Source organism: Prevotella sp. E13-27, assembly GCF_023217965.1.
Lineage (GTDB): Bacteria > Bacteroidota > Bacteroidia > Bacteroidales > Bacteroidaceae > Prevotella.
This window is the reverse complement of sequence record NZ_JALPSC010000001.1, coordinates 973734-994325: the sequence shown is the minus strand read 5'-3', so window position 1 is coordinate 994325 and position 20592 is coordinate 973734. Positions and strand designations below refer to the sequence as shown.

The window sequence follows — 20592 nt, the reverse complement described above, 5'->3', positions numbered from 1 at the left end:
TTACGTCCCGTTGGTTCTTTCAGTCGCTACGCTTTATGAAAGGGCCCGCCATGATTCGCCTGCGAATCAATATCTGTGCCATCTGTGCTATCTGTGCGACCTTAAAAAACAATCCGCCGGCCCATCTCTCGATGTCTCGGCGGATATTTTTGACCTTTGGTCGAAATCGCTCACGCTCGGCAGAATGAGCAAGCTCTTCTGCTCTCGCTTACTCGCGATTTTCTGTAGGGGGAATTAATGTGCGGCGCGTCAGAACAAGTCTGAGTGTGTGCCGGTTTGCAGGAACAGGAGCGTCAGCTCGGTGTCATTCTGATTCCATGTCATCAACCAGTCAGGTTCGATGTGACACTCCCACTGACCGTCACGGTTGCCCGATAACTTGTGGGGGCGATACTTCGCAGGCAGAGTGCCGTTAGTTCTGAGCAGGGCGATTGCGTCGTGAATCAGCTGCAAGTCAAGGCCTCGCTTCATACAGCGCTTCAAATCTTTATTGAAGCGCTTGGTGTAATCGATGCTATACATTGCTTCTGCGGATTTTGCTAAATGCCTCCTCGCCAAGTATCTGCTTGAACATGTCGTCCACGCTCTCTGCGTGATACACTCTGCCGTTTTTCACGTCGTCCATCGCCTCGCGGTAACCCGCGGTCTTGGTGATGTCGTACTCCTTGACCTTTTGCTTCTTCACAGCCGTCACGCCTTTCAGCATGCTGATGGCCTTCTTGATGTCATTCAGCATCGACAGGTCGCTGATGCTTACCAATAGCTGGCCTGCTGTGGGTAATTGTGTTGTTGCCATATTCGTATCGTTTTATTTCTGTGTGCAAAGATACACAAATTTCTCGAAAGTTCTTCTTTCTTTAACATATAATTTCCATGTAATTGCCCATATAATTTCTCATATAATTATTATTCATGGAAAATTAATGGATAATTTACGGTAATTAATGTTCAAAGAAAAACCATTCACCGTGAACCCAGAATAATATCCGTTTGTCTCAGTAAGTCAAAGATCGCTTGTTTATGTCGTCGCCTATCGGCGGGTCATCAATTTTTTTGAGTCCGACTGTCGTCGGAGAAGGTTTAGCTCGACGGCCCGAAGGGGAAAGTCAAATCTTTCAAATTTATTCAAATCTTTCAATTTCTTTTTGTCAGATTTTTAAGATTTGTTCGATATCTGCCCGACAGGGCACTTCATATTCCTGAGACCAAACGGATAAGGCCTCACCCCCCGCTCGGCCGAAGGACGCTTGCAAGGCAAGAACCCCTCTCCAAAGGGCGAGGGGAGTGAATACAAACCGCCGAGGCATCTCTCGATGTCTCGGCGGAAATTTCTTTTCTTGAGAAAAGGGCAACCTATTTGGGCTGTATCTGATACAGACTGCTTGCTCGTTGTACGAACTCTCTGTATGCTGTCAACAGTTCGTCGTATTCGGGATGATCGTTGCGCAGAATCATGCCCGTATATACAATGTAGTTGTCGAAGTTGATTTCAGCAGTTTCCAGCGTCAGCCTTCTTTTGTGGGTGTAGCCGTTGAACCATCGCTTATACAGGCTGTCCCTGATGGCTTCGCGGTGGTCGTGAGGATCACAGATGTAGAGCATCACCGATGCGTCTTGCCTGAAAAACTCTTCCAGTACGCACGTGATTACCCTAAACACGTCGCCATCCTTCGGGGCGCTGGCCTCACTGTCGTTGGCGATGAAGAAATGGTATGCACGGCTTCCCAGAAAAAACCTGTCCTGGTAGAACCCAACGCGATACAATATTCCGTTTTTGGTAACGAAACGGAACGTGAGTTCATCCAACTGAATCACCCAGTAAGGTGATTTCCTATTTATGCGGTCGGCAGACAGTCTCATTGTATGCCTAATTCTTTTTCACGTTGTGCCACTGAGGCCATCCACTCTTTCTTCAGATTCAGGGTGGCCCTTAGTGCCTCCTTGAATTCTTGGTCGGAATAATTCTTGAACTTCTTTTCTTCCATCATCGTATCGTTTTATGTTTCTGCGTGCAAAGATACGACAATTTTCCTAACAACGCACGCTTTAACTCAGAAAAATTACCATTCACCGTGAACCGTGAACCATGAACCGTGAATAATTTCCGTTTGTCTCAGTATGTCAAAGATCGATTTAGCGAGTAAAGAACTTAGAGCTCGCTCTTGTGCTCTTTCTTGCGACCCTTCGGTAGCAAGCGACCAGAGGTCGAGCGCGAGCGTAGCGTTTCTCGAGGCAAAGCCTCAATGATCGCTTGAGGTTTTCTCCTTTTTGGTGTACAAATATAATAAATTCCCCTTGAAAGAACGACAATCAAGGGGAACCTACCGGTAATTTTTTACGATTTTGAAGCAGATTTTACGATTCTGAAGCTATCACAGCCCCAAAACGCTACTCCAACCCTACTCAGCGAGGAGACGCAGCCATTCCGTCGCCGTTGTATGCATGACCTGCTTGAAGGCACCGTTGAACGTGCTGTAGCTGCGGAAACCACTATCAAGGGACAGCTGCTGAACGGACAGGGGCTGGTGCGCGGCGGCACGCTCCTGGCAGAGACTGACGAAGTGGCGGATACGCAGGTCGTTGATATAGGTGTTGTAAGTGATGCCCTGCAGGGCGAAGTGCTTGCTGAGGTACGAGCGGTTGACGCCTATCAGCGTGGCCAGCTGCGTGAGGGAGAGGTCGTACTGCAGATAGAGCTGCGGCTCCTCGCAATGCTGCCTGAGCAACGGCCCGATGTTATTGCGAACGGACAGCGAGGCGTCAGCCTCTTCCTTCTCTTCCGTAGCGATCATCGTATCCATCGCATCGCTATCGTCGATGGGTGTAGCGTCTGCGACGACGATATTCTCCGATGAAATGGGAACGTTTTCATGCAGCCGAGAACAGAGGCCAAACAGGTTTGGACTATGCCGAGGCAAGGAAAAGGTCGGATGAAATCCAAGATTTAGATCCTGCAGCGTCTCCACGCGCCACAGCAGATAGGCCACGAGCGCGATGCCGCACAGCTGGATGATGAACTCGTAGGTGATGCTGCCATAGCCCGTCACGTAATAGACGAACAGGAACATGATGACCGCCAATACCAGCAGACTCTGCCACACCTCCTTGTGCTCCAGGTCGGCATAGTTGTCGCGCAGCCAGCGCCCGTACTGTCGCACCTCGAACACCATATATATCATAAAGCCGATGCTTGCCAGCAGGAAATAGCCCTGCATCCACGGCATTAGGGCGTAACTGCGGTTAGCAATGTTCACCCCCATCATAATGACCAGCGGCACCATAGCAAGCCACACGGGCCACAGCGGCCGGCGTTTGTCTTGCAACATGCAGAGCATGACGACAAGGGCCACGGGGATGGTCAGCAGACAGTCGAGCAGCGCGCCGATGAGCATCCACAGCGCAGCCGCATCGCCATCGGCCATCATGGTTCCCGGCCAGTACCACACGTGGCCCAAGGCGATGACCGCCAGGAACGCAGCCGTCCAGCGCCTGAGCCGCAATGGCGGCGTGACGTCGGCAGCAAAGGCGTTGCCCCGCCGGAACAACAGGTAAACGCTGCCCAGCGCCGCCAGCACTGTGACGACGGCATAAAGCATCATAAATATCGCATCTTCCAGTATCTGTTCGTACATATCGTTTTGTGTTTGCAGCCTTTTCGCTTCTTCGATATGCAAAAGTACGCATTTTTTTCCGAAAAACAACACTATCATGTCAAAAAAATCGGGAGCCGAGGCGGAAATCCTCGGCTCCCGATACTGTCGGGGGAAGCGCTACTCTGTCTGGGCTGCCTCGTCTGTCGGCTCCCTGCGCGTGTCCCAGAAGCCAGCAATGTAGATGGTATCGTCATTGACGAAATACACCAGCTTGTTCAGCCCATTGATGATAACGCTGCGGTAAGTCATCGCACGGTCGCTGAACAGCGGATCGATCTGCCCGATGCCTGGACTGTGCATGAGCTGCTTAACTGTGTCATCAACCTCCTGCTTGAACTTCTTGGCCCGCTTAGTACCAAACTCCTTGCGAATGTAGGCGGCAACCTGACGTCTGCCCACCTTCGCAGGTTCCTGCCAAATAACTCTCATATTGCCTCAGCCATTTGCAGTTTAAGATCTTCCTGCTCCCAGCGCTCAATTTCTTCGTCCATCTCGCGCATCACTTCCTCATGAGGAGTTCCTCCTCCTGCTGCAATCTCGGCCTCGGCCTCGTCGAGCATGGCGTTTAGCTCAGCCTTGGTGTAGCGCTTGTAGGGATAGCCTTCGAGCATCTCCTCCATGGTCAAGTCGTCGGCATTCTTAGGCTTAACGCTGTCGATGAGCATCGTCACCAACTCCAACTTCTCGCTGTAGTTCAAATCCTTGGCCAGCTTCCAAACCCTTGCGATAGGCTCTGCTGTGCGTCTTCTTGCGGTTGTTGTTGCCATAATCGTCGTTGTTTATTGTTTCTGGCTGCAAAGCTGCGATTAAGCGAGGGCAAAAGAGCTTGCTCATTTTGCCGAGCGTGAGCAGCTTCGCACGCCTTTCGCGTGCAAATATACACATTTCCCGCGAGATATAGTCGCCTATCGGCGAGAAATCTTTCAAATCTTACCAAATCTTACAACTATATTCTGTTTGATTTGAATTAATTTGTAGGATTTGACTTTCCCCTTCTTGCGTCCCGTTGGTAGCAAGCGTCACCCTTCGGGATGCCGAGCGCGGGCCGTCGAGCTAAACCTTCTGCCCCGCCAGGGGCACTTTCCCCAGAAAATATCCGTTTGTCTCAATAAGTTAAAGATCGCTTGTTTATGTCGTCGCCCTACGGCGGGTCATCAATTTTTTTGAGTCCGACTGTCGTCGGAGAAGGTTTAGCTCGACGGCCCGAAGGGGAAAGTCAAATCTTTCAAATTTATTCAAATCTTTCAATTACTTTTTGTCAGATTTTTCAGATTTGTTCGATATCTGCCCGACAGGGCACTTCATATTCTTGAGACCAAACGGATACGAAAACCGCCGAAACATCTCTCGATGTCTCGGCGGATATTTTTCTTGTGGGGGGAATGTCGGGGGGCTTAGTCTTCCATCTCTCGCAGCAAGTCGTTGAGTATGTACTCATCGCTCTGCAGCTGCAGGCCGCTATCGGGGTTTTCGAGCAGGGCGTAGGTGCGCGAGTTGTAGAGGATGTCGAGCGCGCGCTCGGTGTCAATGTCGAGGCGCTCGGCCAGCAGGTCGGCTATGCGGCCCTCCTTGCGCCAAAGTACCTGGTCTCTCATCCTTGGCCTCCTTTCTCGGTTACGGCCTCGGTGCCGACGAAACGCAGGCAGTGGTCTACGATGGCCTGACGACTGATGCACATCTGGTGCGTGGGCTTGGCAAAGCGCAACTGGCCGATGGCCTGCTCAGCGGTGATGCGGCCGGCGTAGTAGTCTTCGACGGTGTCGATCACCTGGTCGTTGGCCACGCCGCCCTCGATGATGTCGTAGTCGCGCCAAGGCTCCTCGCCGCGGCGGCTGCTGACAATGAAGTCGAGCCACTGCTGGTCGTAGTGCTCCAGACGGAGGCGGCGAACGTCGGCGGGCAGCAGGCTCTCGTCGAACTCATAGAAGGAGAGCAGAGGCGTGTCGGCTGCACGGACTATGCACACGCGGCGTGCCCAGCGCTCGGCCTGCTCGCGCAGGTTGGTCAGGTAGAAGCCAGGACCGAAGTCCAGTTCCCTGCGGCCTACACCCGTCAGAGGCTCGGGCACGCTGACCGATGATCCGTGATAGAGCGTCGTCATCGCTGGCCTCCTTCCTTTTCTTCCCAGTTCTTCAGGGCCTGCTCCACGTTCCACACCACGCCGTCGATGCTCTCGGCGTGTAGCGTGTCGTAGCAGTCGAGCAGCAGCCGGCGCACCAGTCCGTGGCGCTTCAGTCGGTTGTGCAGCTCTGTGGCCGTGATGCCCATTTGCCGTGCCGTGGCTCCGATGGCCAGCGTGGCAAACTGTGTCTTCCGTACCGTTGCTTCCATAATCGTATCGTTTTTTACGTTTCAACGCTGCAAAGATACACTTTTTTCCGATATTCAGTCGCCTGTCGGCGAGAAATCTTTCAAAATTGTACCCAATCTATCACTATTATTAATCCCTGCTTTATAGCCGCCCCTTATCAAGGGGCTCAAAATGTTCGATTTCTTGCGTCCCTTCGGTAGCAAGCGTCTCCTTCGTCGCCGAGCGCTGCCCCGCGAGGGGCACTCTCCCCCAAAATAATATCCGTTTGTCTCAGTATGTCAAGGAACGCGTTGAGCGAGTAAAGAGCGGTAAGCTCGCTTACAGGCTCTTTCGAGCGTAGCGTTTTTCGAGGCGAAGCCTCAAAGATCGCTTTTGGTTTAAGTTTCTTATGTTCTTAGTCGTTTTGTCGCCAAGAGGTCAATTTTTCTATTCTAAATTTACAAAAAATTTTCGACATTTGCAAGAGTCTTTCGCCACCACATGCATTTTTTTGTAAATTCTGCCACTGAAATTGTTTATTCTGCCACTCAAGATACAAAAAACAAAAGTCTCATCGAGCAAATGAGACATATAGAAAAGTCGAAAAGTGCCTCAAATGAGACATCTTAACGACGGTTTGTGGACAAAAGGAACAATAAATCTTGAAATAATCAAGTAGTATTTTGTTGCACTTTTTAAACTTCCGATGGAAGGATGCCAAATTCTGCCTTGAAGCAGCGGGTGAAGTAGCTGGGCGAATTGAAACCGCATTGCATGGAGACCTCCGTAGAATTGTATCCGTTGCGAAGAAGCGACATGGCCTTGGCCAGACGGTGCTTGCGTACATATTCATTGGCAGTCATGCCAGTGAGCGATTTTATGCGGCGGTGAAGGGTGGAGTAGCTGACAAACATCTCCTTAGCGATGAAGTTGACATCAAGGTCGCTTTGTAGCAGGTTTTCAAGAATAAGTCGGTCGAGTTTGCTCAGGAACTCTTTGTCCTTCTGATTAGTTTGATTTTGCTCATCGGTGATGGTGTCCTCGCCCTGGGCTTCCTCAGGATTGGACATGTTTTCTTCCGTTTCCTGATGTTTTTCTTCTGGCTCATGTTGAGCTTCAACAGCATAGAGTGCTGTGAGTCGCTGGTCTAGCTGTCGGCGCAACGACAGGCGCTGCTGGTACTGCTTCCACTCGTAGCCGACGAGCAGGGCGGTGATGAGAAGATAGAACAGGCGTGCCCACCATGTCCAGTACCAAGGCTGGGCAATAAATATGTTGCAGACGGTTTCATGGCTCCATGTCGTTCCTGCCAGACGACAGCGTACATGCAGGCGGTAGTGGCCTGGCGACAGATTGGTGAAAAGAGCCTGGCTCTCTTTCGTTGAAGGGCGCCAGTCACTGTCTATACCTTCCAGCCAATAGCTGTAGATGACTGACGACATGTCGTGATAGGCAAACGCAGAGAAATAGAAGCAGAGATTGTTTCGGTCGTAAGACAGCTCTATTTTGTCCGTCAGATGCTCATAGCGGGGCATGTCGTTGACGTCAAGACGGGTGATGATGGGCGAACTGACCAATGGACTTACGGCTATGTGCTGTGGGAGCACCTCTGCCAATCCTGTCAGACTGCCAAGGAAGATACGTCCGCTCGTGGTGTACAAGATGGCATTTTCGTTGTAGGTGTTAGTCCTAAGCCCTTGTGTGGAATAGATGTTCCGCACAGAGCCGTCAGTGCTACTTACAATGGAGATGCCTTGGTCTGTTCCTGCTATGACGTTTCCTTCATTGTCACAGACTACCGACTCTACACAGTTGTTGGCGAGTCCGTTGTCTGCCTGGATAAAGCTGATGCTGTTGTCTGTAATCTTTATGAGTCCATAGCCATTGCTGCCTGCCCATACGGTTCCGTTGGGAGAATGGCATATGCACACCACCTTTCCCCGATTGAATATGGTGTCTGTCTTCGCTCCATCCTTTCTGAGTATTCCGTTTTCGGTGGCAACCCATAGGCGTCCGTTAAGGTCAGTGTCAAGTTCGTGGATTCTTTCTCCTGTGAGGTGCTGTACAAAGGAATAAGAGCCGTCTGCCTGCTGGTGTCCCTCTATAAGTCCGCCATCGAGGGTGGCAATCCATGTCGTGCCATCGTGGGCGAAATGTATGTCATAGATTTGTCGGGCAGGGAGATTGTCAATATGCTCGGCAGATGTTCCTTCACTTATCCATACGCCGCCGCCACGAGTGCCTATCCACAGGCGTCCATTGCCATCCTTGTTGATAGTATATGCGCGTGAGCCTTTATTAAAAGCAAGACGCTTTTCGTATGTATCGATATTATAGAGAAAAACATTGCCGTCCATGTCGCCCACGGCAATCGTCTCGTCATCCAGTTGGGCAAATGAACGGATATTCGGTGCCAACTGATGGGAACGCAGCCTCTCTTCTCCTATATCAAGCTTATAGATACCCGCAAAGGTAGTCAGTAGCCATATCCCTCCCGACCGGTCTTGCATTATGCCATTGATATAATCGGACTCTATGACCGGCTGCTCATCAGTGGAACTGTAGTGCTGCAACTGTCGGCTTTGAGGTTCGTAAACAAAAAAGCCATTGTCAATGGTGGCGAATATTTCGTGTCCATCGTTTAGCTTAGCATAGTGGAGGTCGTGGCGACGATCCGTACGATTGCCTCGTTCGATGCCCAACTCCCGCGCACGAGCCATATACAAACCCTCATCCTTCTCATTTGTCTGGTCCTTGGGGAACACCATTCCCTCAGCACTGACAAACCGCATCATGGTAAGGTCGAAACATAGTAGCCTATAATCTCTACCGCTCATCAGCAGTACGTTGTGGATGGTATCTTCCACGATGTGTGTGATGCCTTCGATTTGTCGTTTACCATTTTCTTCAATATAGAAGTTTGCAAAACGGTGACCGTCGAAGCGTGTCAGGCCGTGGTTAGTGCCAAACCAGAGATAGCCCTGATGGTCTTGCAATCCGCAGTTCACCACATTGCTACCCAGTCCGTCGCGTGTGGTGTAATTATGTGTATGAATAGGTGGTGTCTGTGCCGAGACAGCAATTGTCGTCACCATAAGGATTATTGCCAAAGTCAGTAGCTTCTTCATCTCTATTCCACGTTAGGTTTATGTTTATTCTGACTGCAAAAATACACAATATTATCAGAAATTGTGATAGAATGACAAAAAAATATTACTTCAAAAATACTTTGACAGATTTGTGACAGCTGATGGCAGATTATTGACAGCCTAAATATGAAAATGACAGTACTTTTGCAACCAGAAAAATAACAAAACAACTAAAACTAAAAACGAAAATGAAAAAGAAAGTACTTCTATTCTTTGCAATTGCAATGCTCTCCGTTATGGGAGCCAAGGCCGACGTGATTCCGTCAAGCTACTACTCGGAGCCTGCAGCAGGAACATTCTATCTGTACAATGTTACTGAGAACAAGTTCTTGATGACTGCTGGAATCAGTGAAAACAACAAGGCTTTGCAGACTAATCCACAGGCCATTACACTGACCAGCAACGGTGACGGCACCTACAAGTTCTCTGGCAATGCAGACCGCTTTGTGAAGATTGGCCATTACAAAGGAATGTGGCTTTGGCCAAACGGCACTGATACCAACGTCCTTTCTTGGACTTTCAACGTAGAGGGAACCAAGACATATAAGATTTCTGCCACTACGACCTCTACTGTCAGCGAGAATAGCGGCACGAAAGAAGCTGGCACGTACTATCTCATAAACGAGAGCAATCTTGGCGATAAGGACGACGCTGAAAATGCTGGCGTATATGCTCTGATAACAGAGGCAAACTATTACAGTTATCTTGCTTCTACCACGACAGTTCCTTCATATTGTTATACAACGACGCCGACAGCCGGAACTTATTACCTGTACAACATTGAGAAAGGTGGCTTCATTTATCGTGGCGGTGACGGTGCTTACGCAGGACTGAAGGATACGCCTGCTCCGCTTACACTCACGTCTGCAGGCTCAAATTCTTTCTATATTCAGTTCAGCGACGGGAAATACTTGAAAACAGGAGAATACAGTGGTTGCTATGTGTGGACAGATGCCACTACTCAGGAGTTTGCCTGGACATTTGAATCTTTCCACGGTGTGTCTGGTTTGTTCTTTGTCAAGTGTCCATTGAATGATGTTGACCGTTATCTCTATTCTAATGGAATCGGAACGAGAGGCGTGAACGGCTGGACTGCACCTGATGATAATAAGACGAACTATGCTTGGGCACTTATTTCTGCAACTGATTATCCAGAGTGGCAGAACAGCAACAAACTTATCAGCGAAGTGACAGGTTATAGTGCTGAAACTGACGTTGACAATATGAACGTTTCCGTACTGAAGTCGATGACCGCTGGTGTTTGGAACACATTCGTAGTTCCCTTCGATATGACCATTCCTTCTGGTTGGACAGTGAAGGAACCTACAGAGTTCGATGGCAGAACCCTCTATTTCAGCGATGCCTCTTCTATCGTGGCAGGCAAGCCTTATATCGTGAAGCCCACAGAGGCTGTCACCAGCTTCTCTGCAACAGGTGTGACATTGAAAAAAGACCTTAGCCCAACTACCGTAGGCACAGGTTCAACCGTGACCATGACAGGTACATACTCAAAGATTGATGCCATTGATCACAGCACACAGACCAGTTATGTCATCGGCATCAAAGATGGTGTGAGCTCTCTCTACAAGGTGAACAGCGACGTGAGCCTGAAGCCCTTCCGCGCTTACTTCACAATTCCTGGTGTTAGTTCTGCCCGCATTGCCATAGGCTTTGATGATGAAACAACTGGCATCAAGAACCTCACCCCAGCCCTCTCCGAAGGCGAGGGAGCTGTCTACGATCTACAGGGCCGTCGTGTGGCTCAGCCCACAAAGGGACTGTACATTGTAAACGGCAAAAAGGTCGTGGTGAAGTGAAGGTGACGATTAATATAAAAAAGAAACAGATTCGACTATGAAAAAGAAGTATATTACGCCATCAATGATGGTAATAAGAATTAAGACAGCACCCGTTCTTACTATAGCAAGTACCAACACTGAAGGTTTGCGCGTTAATGGTAATACTGAAGATTATGACATTACCGAAGGTGGCTCCCGAGAGGGAAGCATCTGGGACGATGAGGAATAACAGGGAGAAAAACATAAAAACTATAAACGTATGACAAAAAGAGTACTGACATTCATCTTTGCAGCCCTGCTTTCGGTAGTGGGAGCCAAGGCCGTAGGAATTTCCTCGAGTTATTTCTCCGAAGTGGCATCGGGCGAGTTCTATCTCTACAATGTGACGCAACAGCAGTTCATGGTGCGTCTGAGCAACAACTTCCCCGGACTGACGAATGCACCAGCCGAGGTGAAGGTGACTAAGAATGGTACGGCATGGACGGTGATGTTTCCCGATGGCATGTACTTGAAGACCGGCTACTGGAACAACCAGTACCTGTGGACTGACGGTACGGTAGGCCTGAGCGAGAACCTGTGGGCATTCGATGCCATCAGCGGTGAGACAAACGTCTATCAGATTCACCGTACGGTTAGCGAGACTCTGAATGATCAGACAGGTATCTACTATATAAATGGTACGAACGCTGCCACGCAGCCTACGGATGACTGTAAGTGGGCATTGATAAAGCCCAGCGACTATATTGCTATAGCCATGGAGAAAGCTATTCCCGCACAGTACCGCAGCGACGTGCCTACTGCCGAGGGACAGTACTATCTTTATGATGTGTTGAACCAGCAGTTCCTGAATACCGAATACCGTTCGCTGTCTGATGTGCCTTCTGCTCTCACCACTGTTACGCCAACATCTGGCAAATACCTGCTTTCAGGCTCTGCAGGAAAATACCTGAAGATAGGTGTTTATAAAGGTCAGTACCTGTGGAGCGACGGCGATGACAGCAGCACGAAGTGGACGCTGGAAGAGGATGGCGACAAGCTGTTCTATATTTATACCAACGACTTCACTGAGACCAGCGCCGAGGTGGCTGGAAAGACCATGTACCTGCAGGAGACAAATGCTACAGCCACGAAGCCAAGCTTCGCACGTTGGGCGCTCATCACCGAGGACGACTATGTGGCATGGGCGATGAGTGGCGAGGCAACTGCCGACCCTGCTGTAGTGGCTGAGAACCTGACTGCGATAAAAGCTGCCAAGGGCAATGCAACCAGTCTTGTGAAGAACCCGTCATTTGCCAAAGGCGATGGTGGCTGGCGCGGCGGCACACGCACCCTCTGCACGCTCTATCGCGGCAATGGCTACGACTATGAGAGCACCAACGATAATGCCCGCATGATACAGATACTGAACAACATGCCTGCCGGCACCTATAAGGTGGTGGCTGTGGTGCGTGGCGCAAGCGGAACAACTGCTCAAGCAATCATTGCAAATAATGAGGGTGAGGTTGTGACGAACTGCGGAACAACTCTCAACTCTCAATTCTCCGCTCTCAACTCAAATGGTGTGATGATGCCATACAGCACGGCGGGCGGTTTCAGTAATGCCGACAAAGCCTTGGGATGGCAGTGGCTCACGGCTACTGGCACTTTGGCAGAGGATGGCAACCTCACAATCGAGTTCGACCTGAACGGAGCCGACTGGAAAGGCATTGCCGACGTACACCTTTATTATATGAGCGACGGTACAAACCAGTATGCCGTTGATTACAACGACGGTGTGGATGCACAGAATCATGCTGTGTGCTGTGACCTCACTACGGATAATCCTAACAGCCTGTTCACTGCCAATGGCAACATCAAGACCGTAGCTGAAGAAAAACTGAACAACCTGCTCGTGAGCGGAGCGGTGGCCAACTTTGTTCTGTGGGATGGCTTTGACTTTACTGCTTCTGCCGATTTCATCGCTACAAAAGCTACTTACTATCGTACCATAGAAGCAGGAACGCCTGATGTGTTTTGTCTGCCATTCGCCATTACCGGTGCTACCAACGGCACGTTCTATGAGCCGAAGAGCATCAATGGAACGACACTCAACCTGAAAGAGGTGAAGAAACCTGAGGCAGGCAAGACCTATATCTATCGTGGCACCGCTGACGTGACAGCACTGACAGGCAACGGCAATGTGAAGGCAGGCAGCTATATCGCTGTCACAGCTCCTCAGGGAAGCTATGTGCTTAACGGCAACAAACTGAAGAAGGTGTCTGGCAACGTGACCGTTGATGCTTTCCGCAGTTATTTCCAATTGGAAACAAATGTCTCATCACTGAACCTGAACTTCGACGCGACCGCTGACGATGGCGTATGGCAGCGTCCGCAGCTCGTCACATCGGAATTCGTTGCCGGTCAGGAGTGCTACCTTTATAATGTCAATGCCCAGCGCTTCTATACCGAGGGCAATTCCTACGGAACACAGGCCAGTGTGGGCGAAGAGGGACTGAAGTGCAAATTTGTGCAGAGCGGAGAAGTATATAAGCTCACCAACTACTCGAATGCCAAGAGCGCTTGGCGCACACTGTTCGTAACCACGAATGGCGCGATGTTTGTTGACGCCGAGAGTGCTACTGAGTGCTGGTGGAAAGTAGTTGACAACGGCAACAGCACCTTCAAGCTGATGATAGCTGCACCGAACAAGACCTACAACCAAGAGAACTATCCCAGTGCGATGATGGGTCTCGACCTGTTTGGGGGCGAATATCGCACGAACCTCGCTGCCCTGTTGATGGAGGCTGAGGAACCAGGTGAGGACCTTTATCTGACTGATTGGACCGTGGCTACTCCCAGTGCATACAACCAGTATCTCACTGACATGGCCACCTACAAGGCTGCGCTACAGTTGAAGGAACTCATCGACGAGGCAAAGGATGCTGGCATGGATGTGGTCGAGGAAGAGGCTGTCTATAACAATACCGCCAGCACATTGGCAGATATACAGACTGCCATTGCCAGCATCACTGCCAAACTGTTGGAGGACGAGCTTTCCAAAGCTTCAAGAGAGAATCCTATTGACGTGACCGACAAGTTCATCACCAATCCTCGTTATGAGAACAACGACAACGAGGGCTGGAAGGGCAATGTGCAACCAGGCATCGATGCCAACAGTAACCTGCAGAATGCAGAGTTCTTCAATACTAACTTCGACACCTATCAATATCTTCAGGGACTGCCCGACGGCATCTACCGTCTGAGTCTGCAGGGATTCTATCGCGCTGGTCTCGAGGGTCCTGCCTACGAAGCGAAACAGAGCGGCAACGAGCCTCTGAACGCTGAGCTTTACGTCACCACCAACAGTAAGGCCACGACCACGAAGGTGCAGAGTATCTTCACAGGCGCTCCAACCTCAAAGCTGGGCGTGGATGGAGAGATTAACCTCGGCAGTTGGTGGGTGCCCAACACCATGTCGGCAGCGGCAGTCTATTTCGCAAAGGATTACTACAAGGACAACAGTATCGAGGTACAGGTGACTAACGGTCTGCTCCGCATAGGACTGCGCAAGACAACCACCATCCGTCGCGACTGGGTGATGATTGACAACTGGAAACTGGAATACTTGGGGAAATAGCCTCACCCCAACCCCTCTCCGAAGAGAGAGGGGAGTATATACCTTCAAGAACAGAAACATTATATAAAAAGAAACAGATATGAAACGCAGTGTATTTCTAATCGCAATAAGTTTATTATTGACAAGCATTTCAGTAGCACAAGTAACCACTCCCCTCGCCATTCGAAGAGGGGTCTGGGGTGAGGTTCTTATGAGGCATGTGATGGCTGTTCCACAGTCAGCTTCAGGCAGTAAATACTTAGTGAGCTGGCGTATGCTCGCTACCGACGATGACTACACTACCTTCGATGTGCTGCGCAACGGAGAAGTGGTGGCATCAGACATCAACAACTCGACGAACTTCCTTGATACGAAAGGGTCGAATACGGCGAAGTACAGCATCGTGACAAAGCGAAACGGTGAGAAGGTAAGCACTACCGATGCCATAACGCCTTGGCAGGGAATCTACAACACGCTGAAGCTCGACCGTCCTGCTGGCGGTACGTTCCACGACTCTGACTACACTTACTCACCCAACGACTGCTCAGTGGCCGACGTTGATGGCGACGGCAGATATGAGATTGTGGTGAAGTGGGAGCCTTCTAACCCTGCCGACAACTCGCAGGGCGGCTTCACCGGTCCCACCATCTTCGACTGCTACAAGATTCTGGAGACCGACGGCAAGATGACTGCGCAGAAGCTGTGGCGCATCGATATGGGACATAACATCCGTTCGGGTCCTCACTACGTGCCTTTCCTGTTCTATGACTTCGACGGCGATGGCAAGGCAGAGTTCATCGTGAAGACTGGCCCTGGCACCAAGGACGGCGCAGGCAATTATATCACCGAGGCTGCTGATGAGGCTGTCATCAAGGCCACCGACAACGAGAAGGAATACCTGAACGGCGGCGGACAGGTGATGTACGGTCCCGAGTTCCTTACCGTGTTCAGCGGACAGGACGGTCACGCCATCCACACCGTTTATTACAATCCCAACCGCGGTTGCTTCGTGGGTGGTGCTCCTGAACTGCGTACCGACCTGTGGGGTGATGACTACGGTAACCGCTCGGAGCGTTATCTCGCTACCGTGGCTCATCTCGATGCTCAGAATCCCACACATGCCAGTGCCGTGATGTGTCGCGGCTACTACACACGCTCTTATCTCTGGGCGGTGGATTTCGACGGCTCGAAGCTTTCTACACGTTGGCGTCACGCCAGCATCTCATCGAAGACAGCGATGAAGACCGAGGGTAATGGCGAGAAGGACGTTCGTACCTACGCTCACGCCACCTACGCAAACACTAACTTCACCACTGCCTATGCCCAAGGCAACCACAATCTGAGTTGTGCCGACGTTGATGGCGACGGCATGGACGAAGTCATCTATGGCTCGGCAGCCATCGACCACGACGGCAACCTGCTCTGGAGCACAGGCCTCTGTCACGGCGATGCCCTCCATGTGTCCGACCTTATGCCCGACCGTCCCGGACTGGAGGTGTTCCAGATTCATGAAGACCCGCCTTTCGGCATGCACGTCTGTGATGCTGCCACAGGTGAACTGCTCATCCACATGACAGGCGATGGTGATACGGCCCGCGGCATTGCTGCCGACTTCACCGAAGAGCGCGGTCAGGAGTTCAGTTGCTTCGGCAACGGCAGCCTCTACAACGCTACTACGGGCAGTGTCGTTGGCGGCGCCCCCGAACAGAACTTCCGCATCTACTGGGACGGCGACATCTACGAGGAGATTTTCAATGGCATCGGCAATTACCACAACCAGCCCTATCTGGTGAAATATAACCAAGGACGAATAGGTGTCGATGGCAGGAACCTCTACGAGCTCGGATACAGCGTGACCTGCAACGGCACGAAGAACTCACCCTGTCTGCAGGCTGACATCTTCGGCGACTGGCGCGAGGAGATCATCGTCTTCAACAACGAGGACAAGCAGACGCTCAATATCTTCTCTACCGCTCACGAGACCGCTGCCCGCGTGCCGTGTCTGATGACCGACCATGTATATCGTCTCGGCATCACGTGGCAGAACAGCGGTTACAATCAGCCACCTCATCTTGGCTACTATCTGCCCGACAGCACCGCAGCTCGCTTCACAGTCACTTCTCTCGCTGGAGAAGCAGCAGGAGCTGTTACCATCCACTATAACAACTGCACTGGTGCCACCCTTCAGAAGGTTGTACTGATGGATAACACTGAGGTTGCAGCCGATAACTTCATCCTCACTCAGGACGAAAAGCTCTGCACCCTGACACTTAGCGGTCAGACGGCTGTCAAGGATATCTCTTACATTGTTGTGAATCCTATAAAGCCTTCAAATGGTCTTAAGAATGCTGTGGCAATCAGCATCAATGGTGAAGTTCCAAGTGGCATTGAAAACATCACCCCAACCTTCTCCAAGGGCGAGGGAGCGGTCTATGACCTGCAAGGTCGCAAGGTTGATGTAACAAAAATGCGTGGCATTTATATCAAAAACGGCAAGAAATACGTTATTCTATAAAAGCACATCTCAAAGATGAGAAAAGTATTATGCATCCTCAGTCTGGTTGCCACCCATGCGATGGCACAGACGTTCACACAGTACACCACTACAGAGCAGGCACCGTGGCAGACGAAAGGCAAGGCTTCGCTCTCGACGAAGGCCAAGGCGCAGCCTATTCTTCACTCTTCACTCTCAACTCTCAACTCGGAACGTCAGTTCCGTGCTTGGGGCACCTGCTTCAATGAGCTCGACCTCGATGCCATCCGCCTTTTGACGAAGGAGGAGCAGGAAAAGATAATGCACGACATCTTTGCGCCTGACGGTGACCTGCGTTTCACTCGCGGACGCTTGACGATGAACGCTAATGACTACAGCCGTGCGTGGTACTCGTGTGACACGGTGGCAGGCGACTTCCAACTGAAGTACTTCAACATCGAGCACGATAAGGAGAACGTCATACAACTCATCAAGATGGCACAAAAGTGGCAACCCAAGATGACCTTCTGGGTGTCGCCGTGGAGTCCGCCCTCGTGGATGAAGATTAATCAGGACTACTGTGTGGCCAGCTCACCGTTTAACACGCAGCCGAAGGAAAAAGATTACCTGCTCTTTAGCCTCACCCCCAGCCCCTCCCCGAAGGGCGAGGGGAGTGGAAACCAAGAGTCCGTCGTTGATCCTGACGAGATGAAATTTGCCAATGGACAGCGCGGACGTCTGTTCCCCAAGAAGTTGGCCACTCAGAACTACTTCATCCAAGACCCGCGCTACCTGCAGGCTTACGCGAACATGTTCTGTAAGTTCATCGACCTCTATGCTGAGGAGAATATACCCATCGACATGGTGATGTATCAGAACGAGGCCTACAGCTATACGCCATATCCTGGCTGTGCATGGACGGCGGAGGGAACAATCAAGTTTAACAAGGAATATCTGGCACCCACGCTGAAAGAGAAGCATCCCGAGGTGAAGCTCTATGTAGGTACATTCAATACGAACCGTCAGGACTACGTAGAAAAAATTGTCAGCGCACTCACTGCGCCAGCCCACTCTCCACTCTCCACTCTCCACTCTCCACTCATTTCGGGACTTGGTTTCCAGTGGGAAGGTCGCGAGAATCTTGACTTTATGCGCGAACATCATCCCGACCTGCACATGATTAGCAGCGAGAGCGAGTGTGGCAACGGACAGATGGACTGGCGTGCCGGTGAGCACACCTTCTACCTGCTACACGAGTATATCGGTCGTGGCTGTGACGAGTACTATAACTGGAACTTCATACTTTGCGATCAGGGCCGCAGCGCATGGGGCTGGAAGCAGAACGCCCTTGTGCAAGTACGCTCGGCTAACCGTACCTATCGATACACTCCTGAGTACTATGCCTACAAACATTTCTCCCATTTCGTTGAGCCAGGCAGCACGCTTATCGCCTTCTACCCGATAAAAGACGGCATTCAGTCCATCGTATTCAAGCGTCCCGACGGCAAGCGTGTTGTCATCTGCGGCAATACCAACAATGAGGCGAAGTCCCTCAGCATCCAGCTCGGCAAGAAATATCTCAACGTTAGCCTCGCCCCCCATTCCTTCAATACATTTGTAGAGGGACTAAGCAAGAAACGATAACGAAAACCAAAACGAAAATATGATGAAAAAACTGACAATCCTATTCCTGTTGGTCATGGGCTTACAGGCTTCAGCACAAGAAATGTCTGGCTACCTTTTCGCCTACTTCGAGGGTAGTGGTGATACGAACCTGATGGAGCAGTTGCGCTTTGCAGTGAGCGAGGATGCCCAGAACTGGTATGCGCTGAATGGCAACAGACCAATCATAGCCAGCGACAGCATCAGCGAGAGCGGTGGCATACGTGACCCGCACATCCTAAGGGGAGAAGACGGCTGCTACTATATCGTGGCAACGGATATGCACGTGTTTGACCCGAAGCAGGGCTGGGGCTCCAATCCCGGCATTGTGCTGCTGAAGTCGAAAGACCTCGTAAACTGGACGCATGCGAAGATCAACCTCGCAAAGGACTGGAGCAAGAACTTCAGCGATGCCTATTGGGTGTGGGCTCCGCAGACCATCTACGACCGTAAGGCGAAAAAATACATGATATACTTTACACTGCAGCGCAATGACCGTAAGACGCTCATCACCTACTATGCCTACGCCAACAAGGAGTTTACGGCTTTCGAGAGCGAGCCGAAGGTGCTGTTTGCTGCGAAGTACGGTTCGATAGACAACGATATTATCTACAAGGACGGTGTGTATCACCTTTTCTATAAGGGCAACACAAAGGACGAAAACGGTAAGGAAATCAAGAACGGTATCCAGCAGGCAACGTCTAAGAAGTTGACAGGACCATATAAGGAGGACTTCAAGTATTTGGATGCATACGCAGGCACGAGGACGCATGTGGAAGGAAGCGGGGTGTTTAAGTGTGGGAGTGAATATATTCTGATGTACGATTTGTACAGCTCAGGCCGCTACGAATTTCAGCGGTCGAAGGACCTGAAGACGTTTACCAAGGAGCCGGAGTCGTTCCGCAAGGACTTCTTCCCCCGTCACGGTACGGTGATGGCGGTGACAGCCGACGAGTTGGATCGTCTGCAACAGAAATGGGGCTATGTGCTGACTCACAAATTCGAGAGCAACGGCAATCCCATCATCCGTGACAAGCACACCGCCGACCCAGCCGTGATAGTAGAGGGCGACACACTGTGGCTCTTTGCCGGACACGACGCTGCTGGCAACCAGTCGGGCTACGTGATGAAGGACTGGCTGCTCTATTCGACCACCGATATGAAGCACTGGACGGAACATCCCTCACCCTTGCGCATCGAGGACTTCAAGTGGGCTAGCAGCAAACAAGCCTACGCCGGACATGTGGCCAAAGGCAAGGATGGTAAGTATTATTGGTATGTCTCGACTAACTGGTGTGGCATCGGCGTGGCCGTGAGCGACAAGATTACAGGCCCATACAAGGACGCACTCGGAAAACCACTGCTCACCAACAAGGATTGCTTCGCCTCGAAGCATAGTTGGGCGTGCATAGATCCCGCCATTCTCACAGAAGATGACGGAACATCTTATATTATTTGGGGAAATAAAGAGTGCTACTATGCCAAGTTGAAGGATAACATGATTGAGATTGATGGTGACATTCACCAGATTGACGTTCCTCGCTTCACTGAGGCGCCGTGGATGCATAAATATCGCTCGGTCGAAGACCGCTTGCAAGGCAAGAACGGTAAATACTACCTAACCTACGCCTCTGAATGGCCCGAGAAAATAGCCTATGCCGTAGCAGATAATATAGGTGGCCCCTACACTCCTATGGGCATTATCAGCGAGATTGCGGGCAACTCAAACACCACGCACCCCGCTATCGTTGAGTTTAAGGGTCAGTGGCTGTTCTTCTCTCACAACGGTGGTTTACCCGATGGCGGAAGCTACAGCCGTAGCATTATTGCTGAGCCAATGAGCTACGGCAAGGATGGAAAGATAAACTTCATTCCACCATCAGCCACCTCGTTACCTCATGCTCTTCCATGAAGTGATTCTTTCTCTTAAAAGACATTATTTGTAACTGTAAGTGTAAAAAATACAAGAAA

At 50.8% G+C, this 20592-nt stretch carries 17 protein-coding genes; 6 read left to right on the top strand and 11 right to left on the bottom strand.

Features of this window, described 5'->3' with window-relative positions; all coding sequences use genetic code 11:
- Window positions 1–249: 249 nt before the first annotated feature.
- The 11 genes from M1L52_RS04225 to M1L52_RS04180 all read right to left on the bottom strand — a co-directional run bounded on the left by M1L52_RS04225 (window position 250) and on the right by M1L52_RS04180 (window position 9071).
- Window positions 250–522 carry a type II toxin-antitoxin system YafQ family toxin gene (locus tag M1L52_RS04225; protein WP_248613587.1) on the bottom strand — a complete coding sequence of 91 codons (273 nt, stop codon included), beginning with the start codon at window positions 520–522 and terminating at the stop codon, window positions 250–252.
- Entirely contained in the window at window positions 515–796 is a 282-nt protein-coding gene (locus M1L52_RS04220) for a response regulator (RefSeq protein ID WP_248613586.1), read from the bottom strand. The genes M1L52_RS04225 and M1L52_RS04220 overlap by 8 nt, the downstream gene beginning before the upstream one ends.
- Window positions 797–1353: 557 nt before the next feature.
- Window positions 1354–1860, bottom strand: coding sequence for a DUF6169 family protein (locus M1L52_RS04215; protein ID WP_248613585.1), 507 nt, complete (start codon window positions 1858–1860; stop codon window positions 1354–1356).
- A complete protein-coding gene (locus M1L52_RS16355; protein ID WP_262917932.1) occupies window positions 1857–1988 on the bottom strand; it encodes a hypothetical protein in 132 nt (43 codons plus the stop codon). Before M1L52_RS16355 ends, M1L52_RS04215 begins: the two co-directional genes overlap by 4 nt.
- A gap of 411 nt (window positions 1989–2399) precedes the next feature.
- Entirely contained in the window at window positions 2400–3674 is a 1275-nt protein-coding gene (locus M1L52_RS04210) for a helix-turn-helix transcriptional regulator (protein WP_248613584.1), read from the bottom strand.
- 96 nt (window positions 3675–3770) lie between these two features.
- A complete protein-coding gene (locus tag M1L52_RS04205) occupies window positions 3771–4082 on the bottom strand; it encodes a type II toxin-antitoxin system RelE/ParE family toxin (protein WP_248613583.1) in 312 nt (103 codons plus the stop codon).
- Window positions 4079–4420, bottom strand: coding sequence for a hypothetical protein (locus M1L52_RS04200; RefSeq protein ID WP_248613582.1), 342 nt, complete (start codon window positions 4418–4420; stop codon window positions 4079–4081). The genes M1L52_RS04205 and M1L52_RS04200 overlap by 4 nt, the downstream gene beginning before the upstream one ends.
- A 627-nt stretch (window positions 4421–5047) precedes the next feature.
- Window positions 5048–5248: a DUF3791 domain-containing protein gene (locus M1L52_RS04195; RefSeq protein ID WP_248613581.1), complete on the bottom strand. Its 201-nt coding sequence runs from the start codon at window positions 5246–5248 to the stop codon at window positions 5048–5050.
- Entirely contained in the window at window positions 5245–5754 is a 510-nt protein-coding gene (locus M1L52_RS04190) for a DUF3990 domain-containing protein (protein ID WP_248613580.1), read from the bottom strand. The genes M1L52_RS04195 and M1L52_RS04190 overlap by 4 nt, the downstream gene beginning before the upstream one ends.
- Complete coding sequence (locus M1L52_RS04185; protein ID WP_248613579.1) at window positions 5751–5984, bottom strand: DUF3791 domain-containing protein; 234 nt, start codon at window positions 5982–5984, stop codon at window positions 5751–5753. The genes M1L52_RS04190 and M1L52_RS04185 overlap by 4 nt, the downstream gene beginning before the upstream one ends.
- A gap of 654 nt (window positions 5985–6638) precedes the next feature.
- Window positions 6639–9071, bottom strand: coding sequence for an AraC family transcriptional regulator (locus M1L52_RS04180; RefSeq protein WP_248613578.1), 2433 nt, complete (start codon window positions 9069–9071; stop codon window positions 6639–6641).
- A 209-nt stretch (window positions 9072–9280) separates the two neighbouring features.
- Here M1L52_RS04180 and M1L52_RS04175 point away from each other — a divergent pair, with 209 nt between their 5' ends.
- The 6 genes from M1L52_RS04175 to M1L52_RS04150 all read left to right on the top strand — a co-directional run bounded on the left by M1L52_RS04175 (window position 9281) and on the right by M1L52_RS04150 (window position 20533).
- On the top strand, window positions 9281–10909 hold the full coding sequence (locus M1L52_RS04175) for a hypothetical protein (RefSeq protein ID WP_248613577.1): 1629 nt from the start codon (window positions 9281–9283) through the stop codon (window positions 10907–10909).
- Between the two features lie 37 nt (window positions 10910–10946).
- Window positions 10947–11120: a hypothetical protein gene (locus tag M1L52_RS04170; protein WP_248613576.1), complete on the top strand. Its 174-nt coding sequence runs from the start codon at window positions 10947–10949 to the stop codon at window positions 11118–11120.
- A 30-nt stretch (window positions 11121–11150) separates the two neighbouring features.
- Window positions 11151–14507, top strand: a complete 3357-nt coding sequence (locus M1L52_RS04165; protein ID WP_248613575.1) for a hypothetical protein — start codon at window positions 11151–11153, stop codon at window positions 14505–14507.
- Window positions 14508–14586: 79 nt separating this feature from the next.
- A complete protein-coding gene (locus tag M1L52_RS04160) occupies window positions 14587–17001 on the top strand; it encodes a rhamnogalacturonan lyase (protein ID WP_248613574.1) in 2415 nt (804 codons plus the stop codon).
- 15 nt (window positions 17002–17016) lie between these two features.
- Window positions 17017–18603: a glycoside hydrolase family 30 protein gene (locus M1L52_RS04155; protein ID WP_248613573.1), complete on the top strand. Its 1587-nt coding sequence runs from the start codon at window positions 17017–17019 to the stop codon at window positions 18601–18603.
- A 19-nt stretch (window positions 18604–18622) separates the two neighbouring features.
- A complete protein-coding gene (locus M1L52_RS04150; RefSeq protein WP_248613572.1) occupies window positions 18623–20533 on the top strand; it encodes a family 43 glycosylhydrolase in 1911 nt (636 codons plus the stop codon).
- Window positions 20534–20592: the final 59 nt, after the last annotated feature.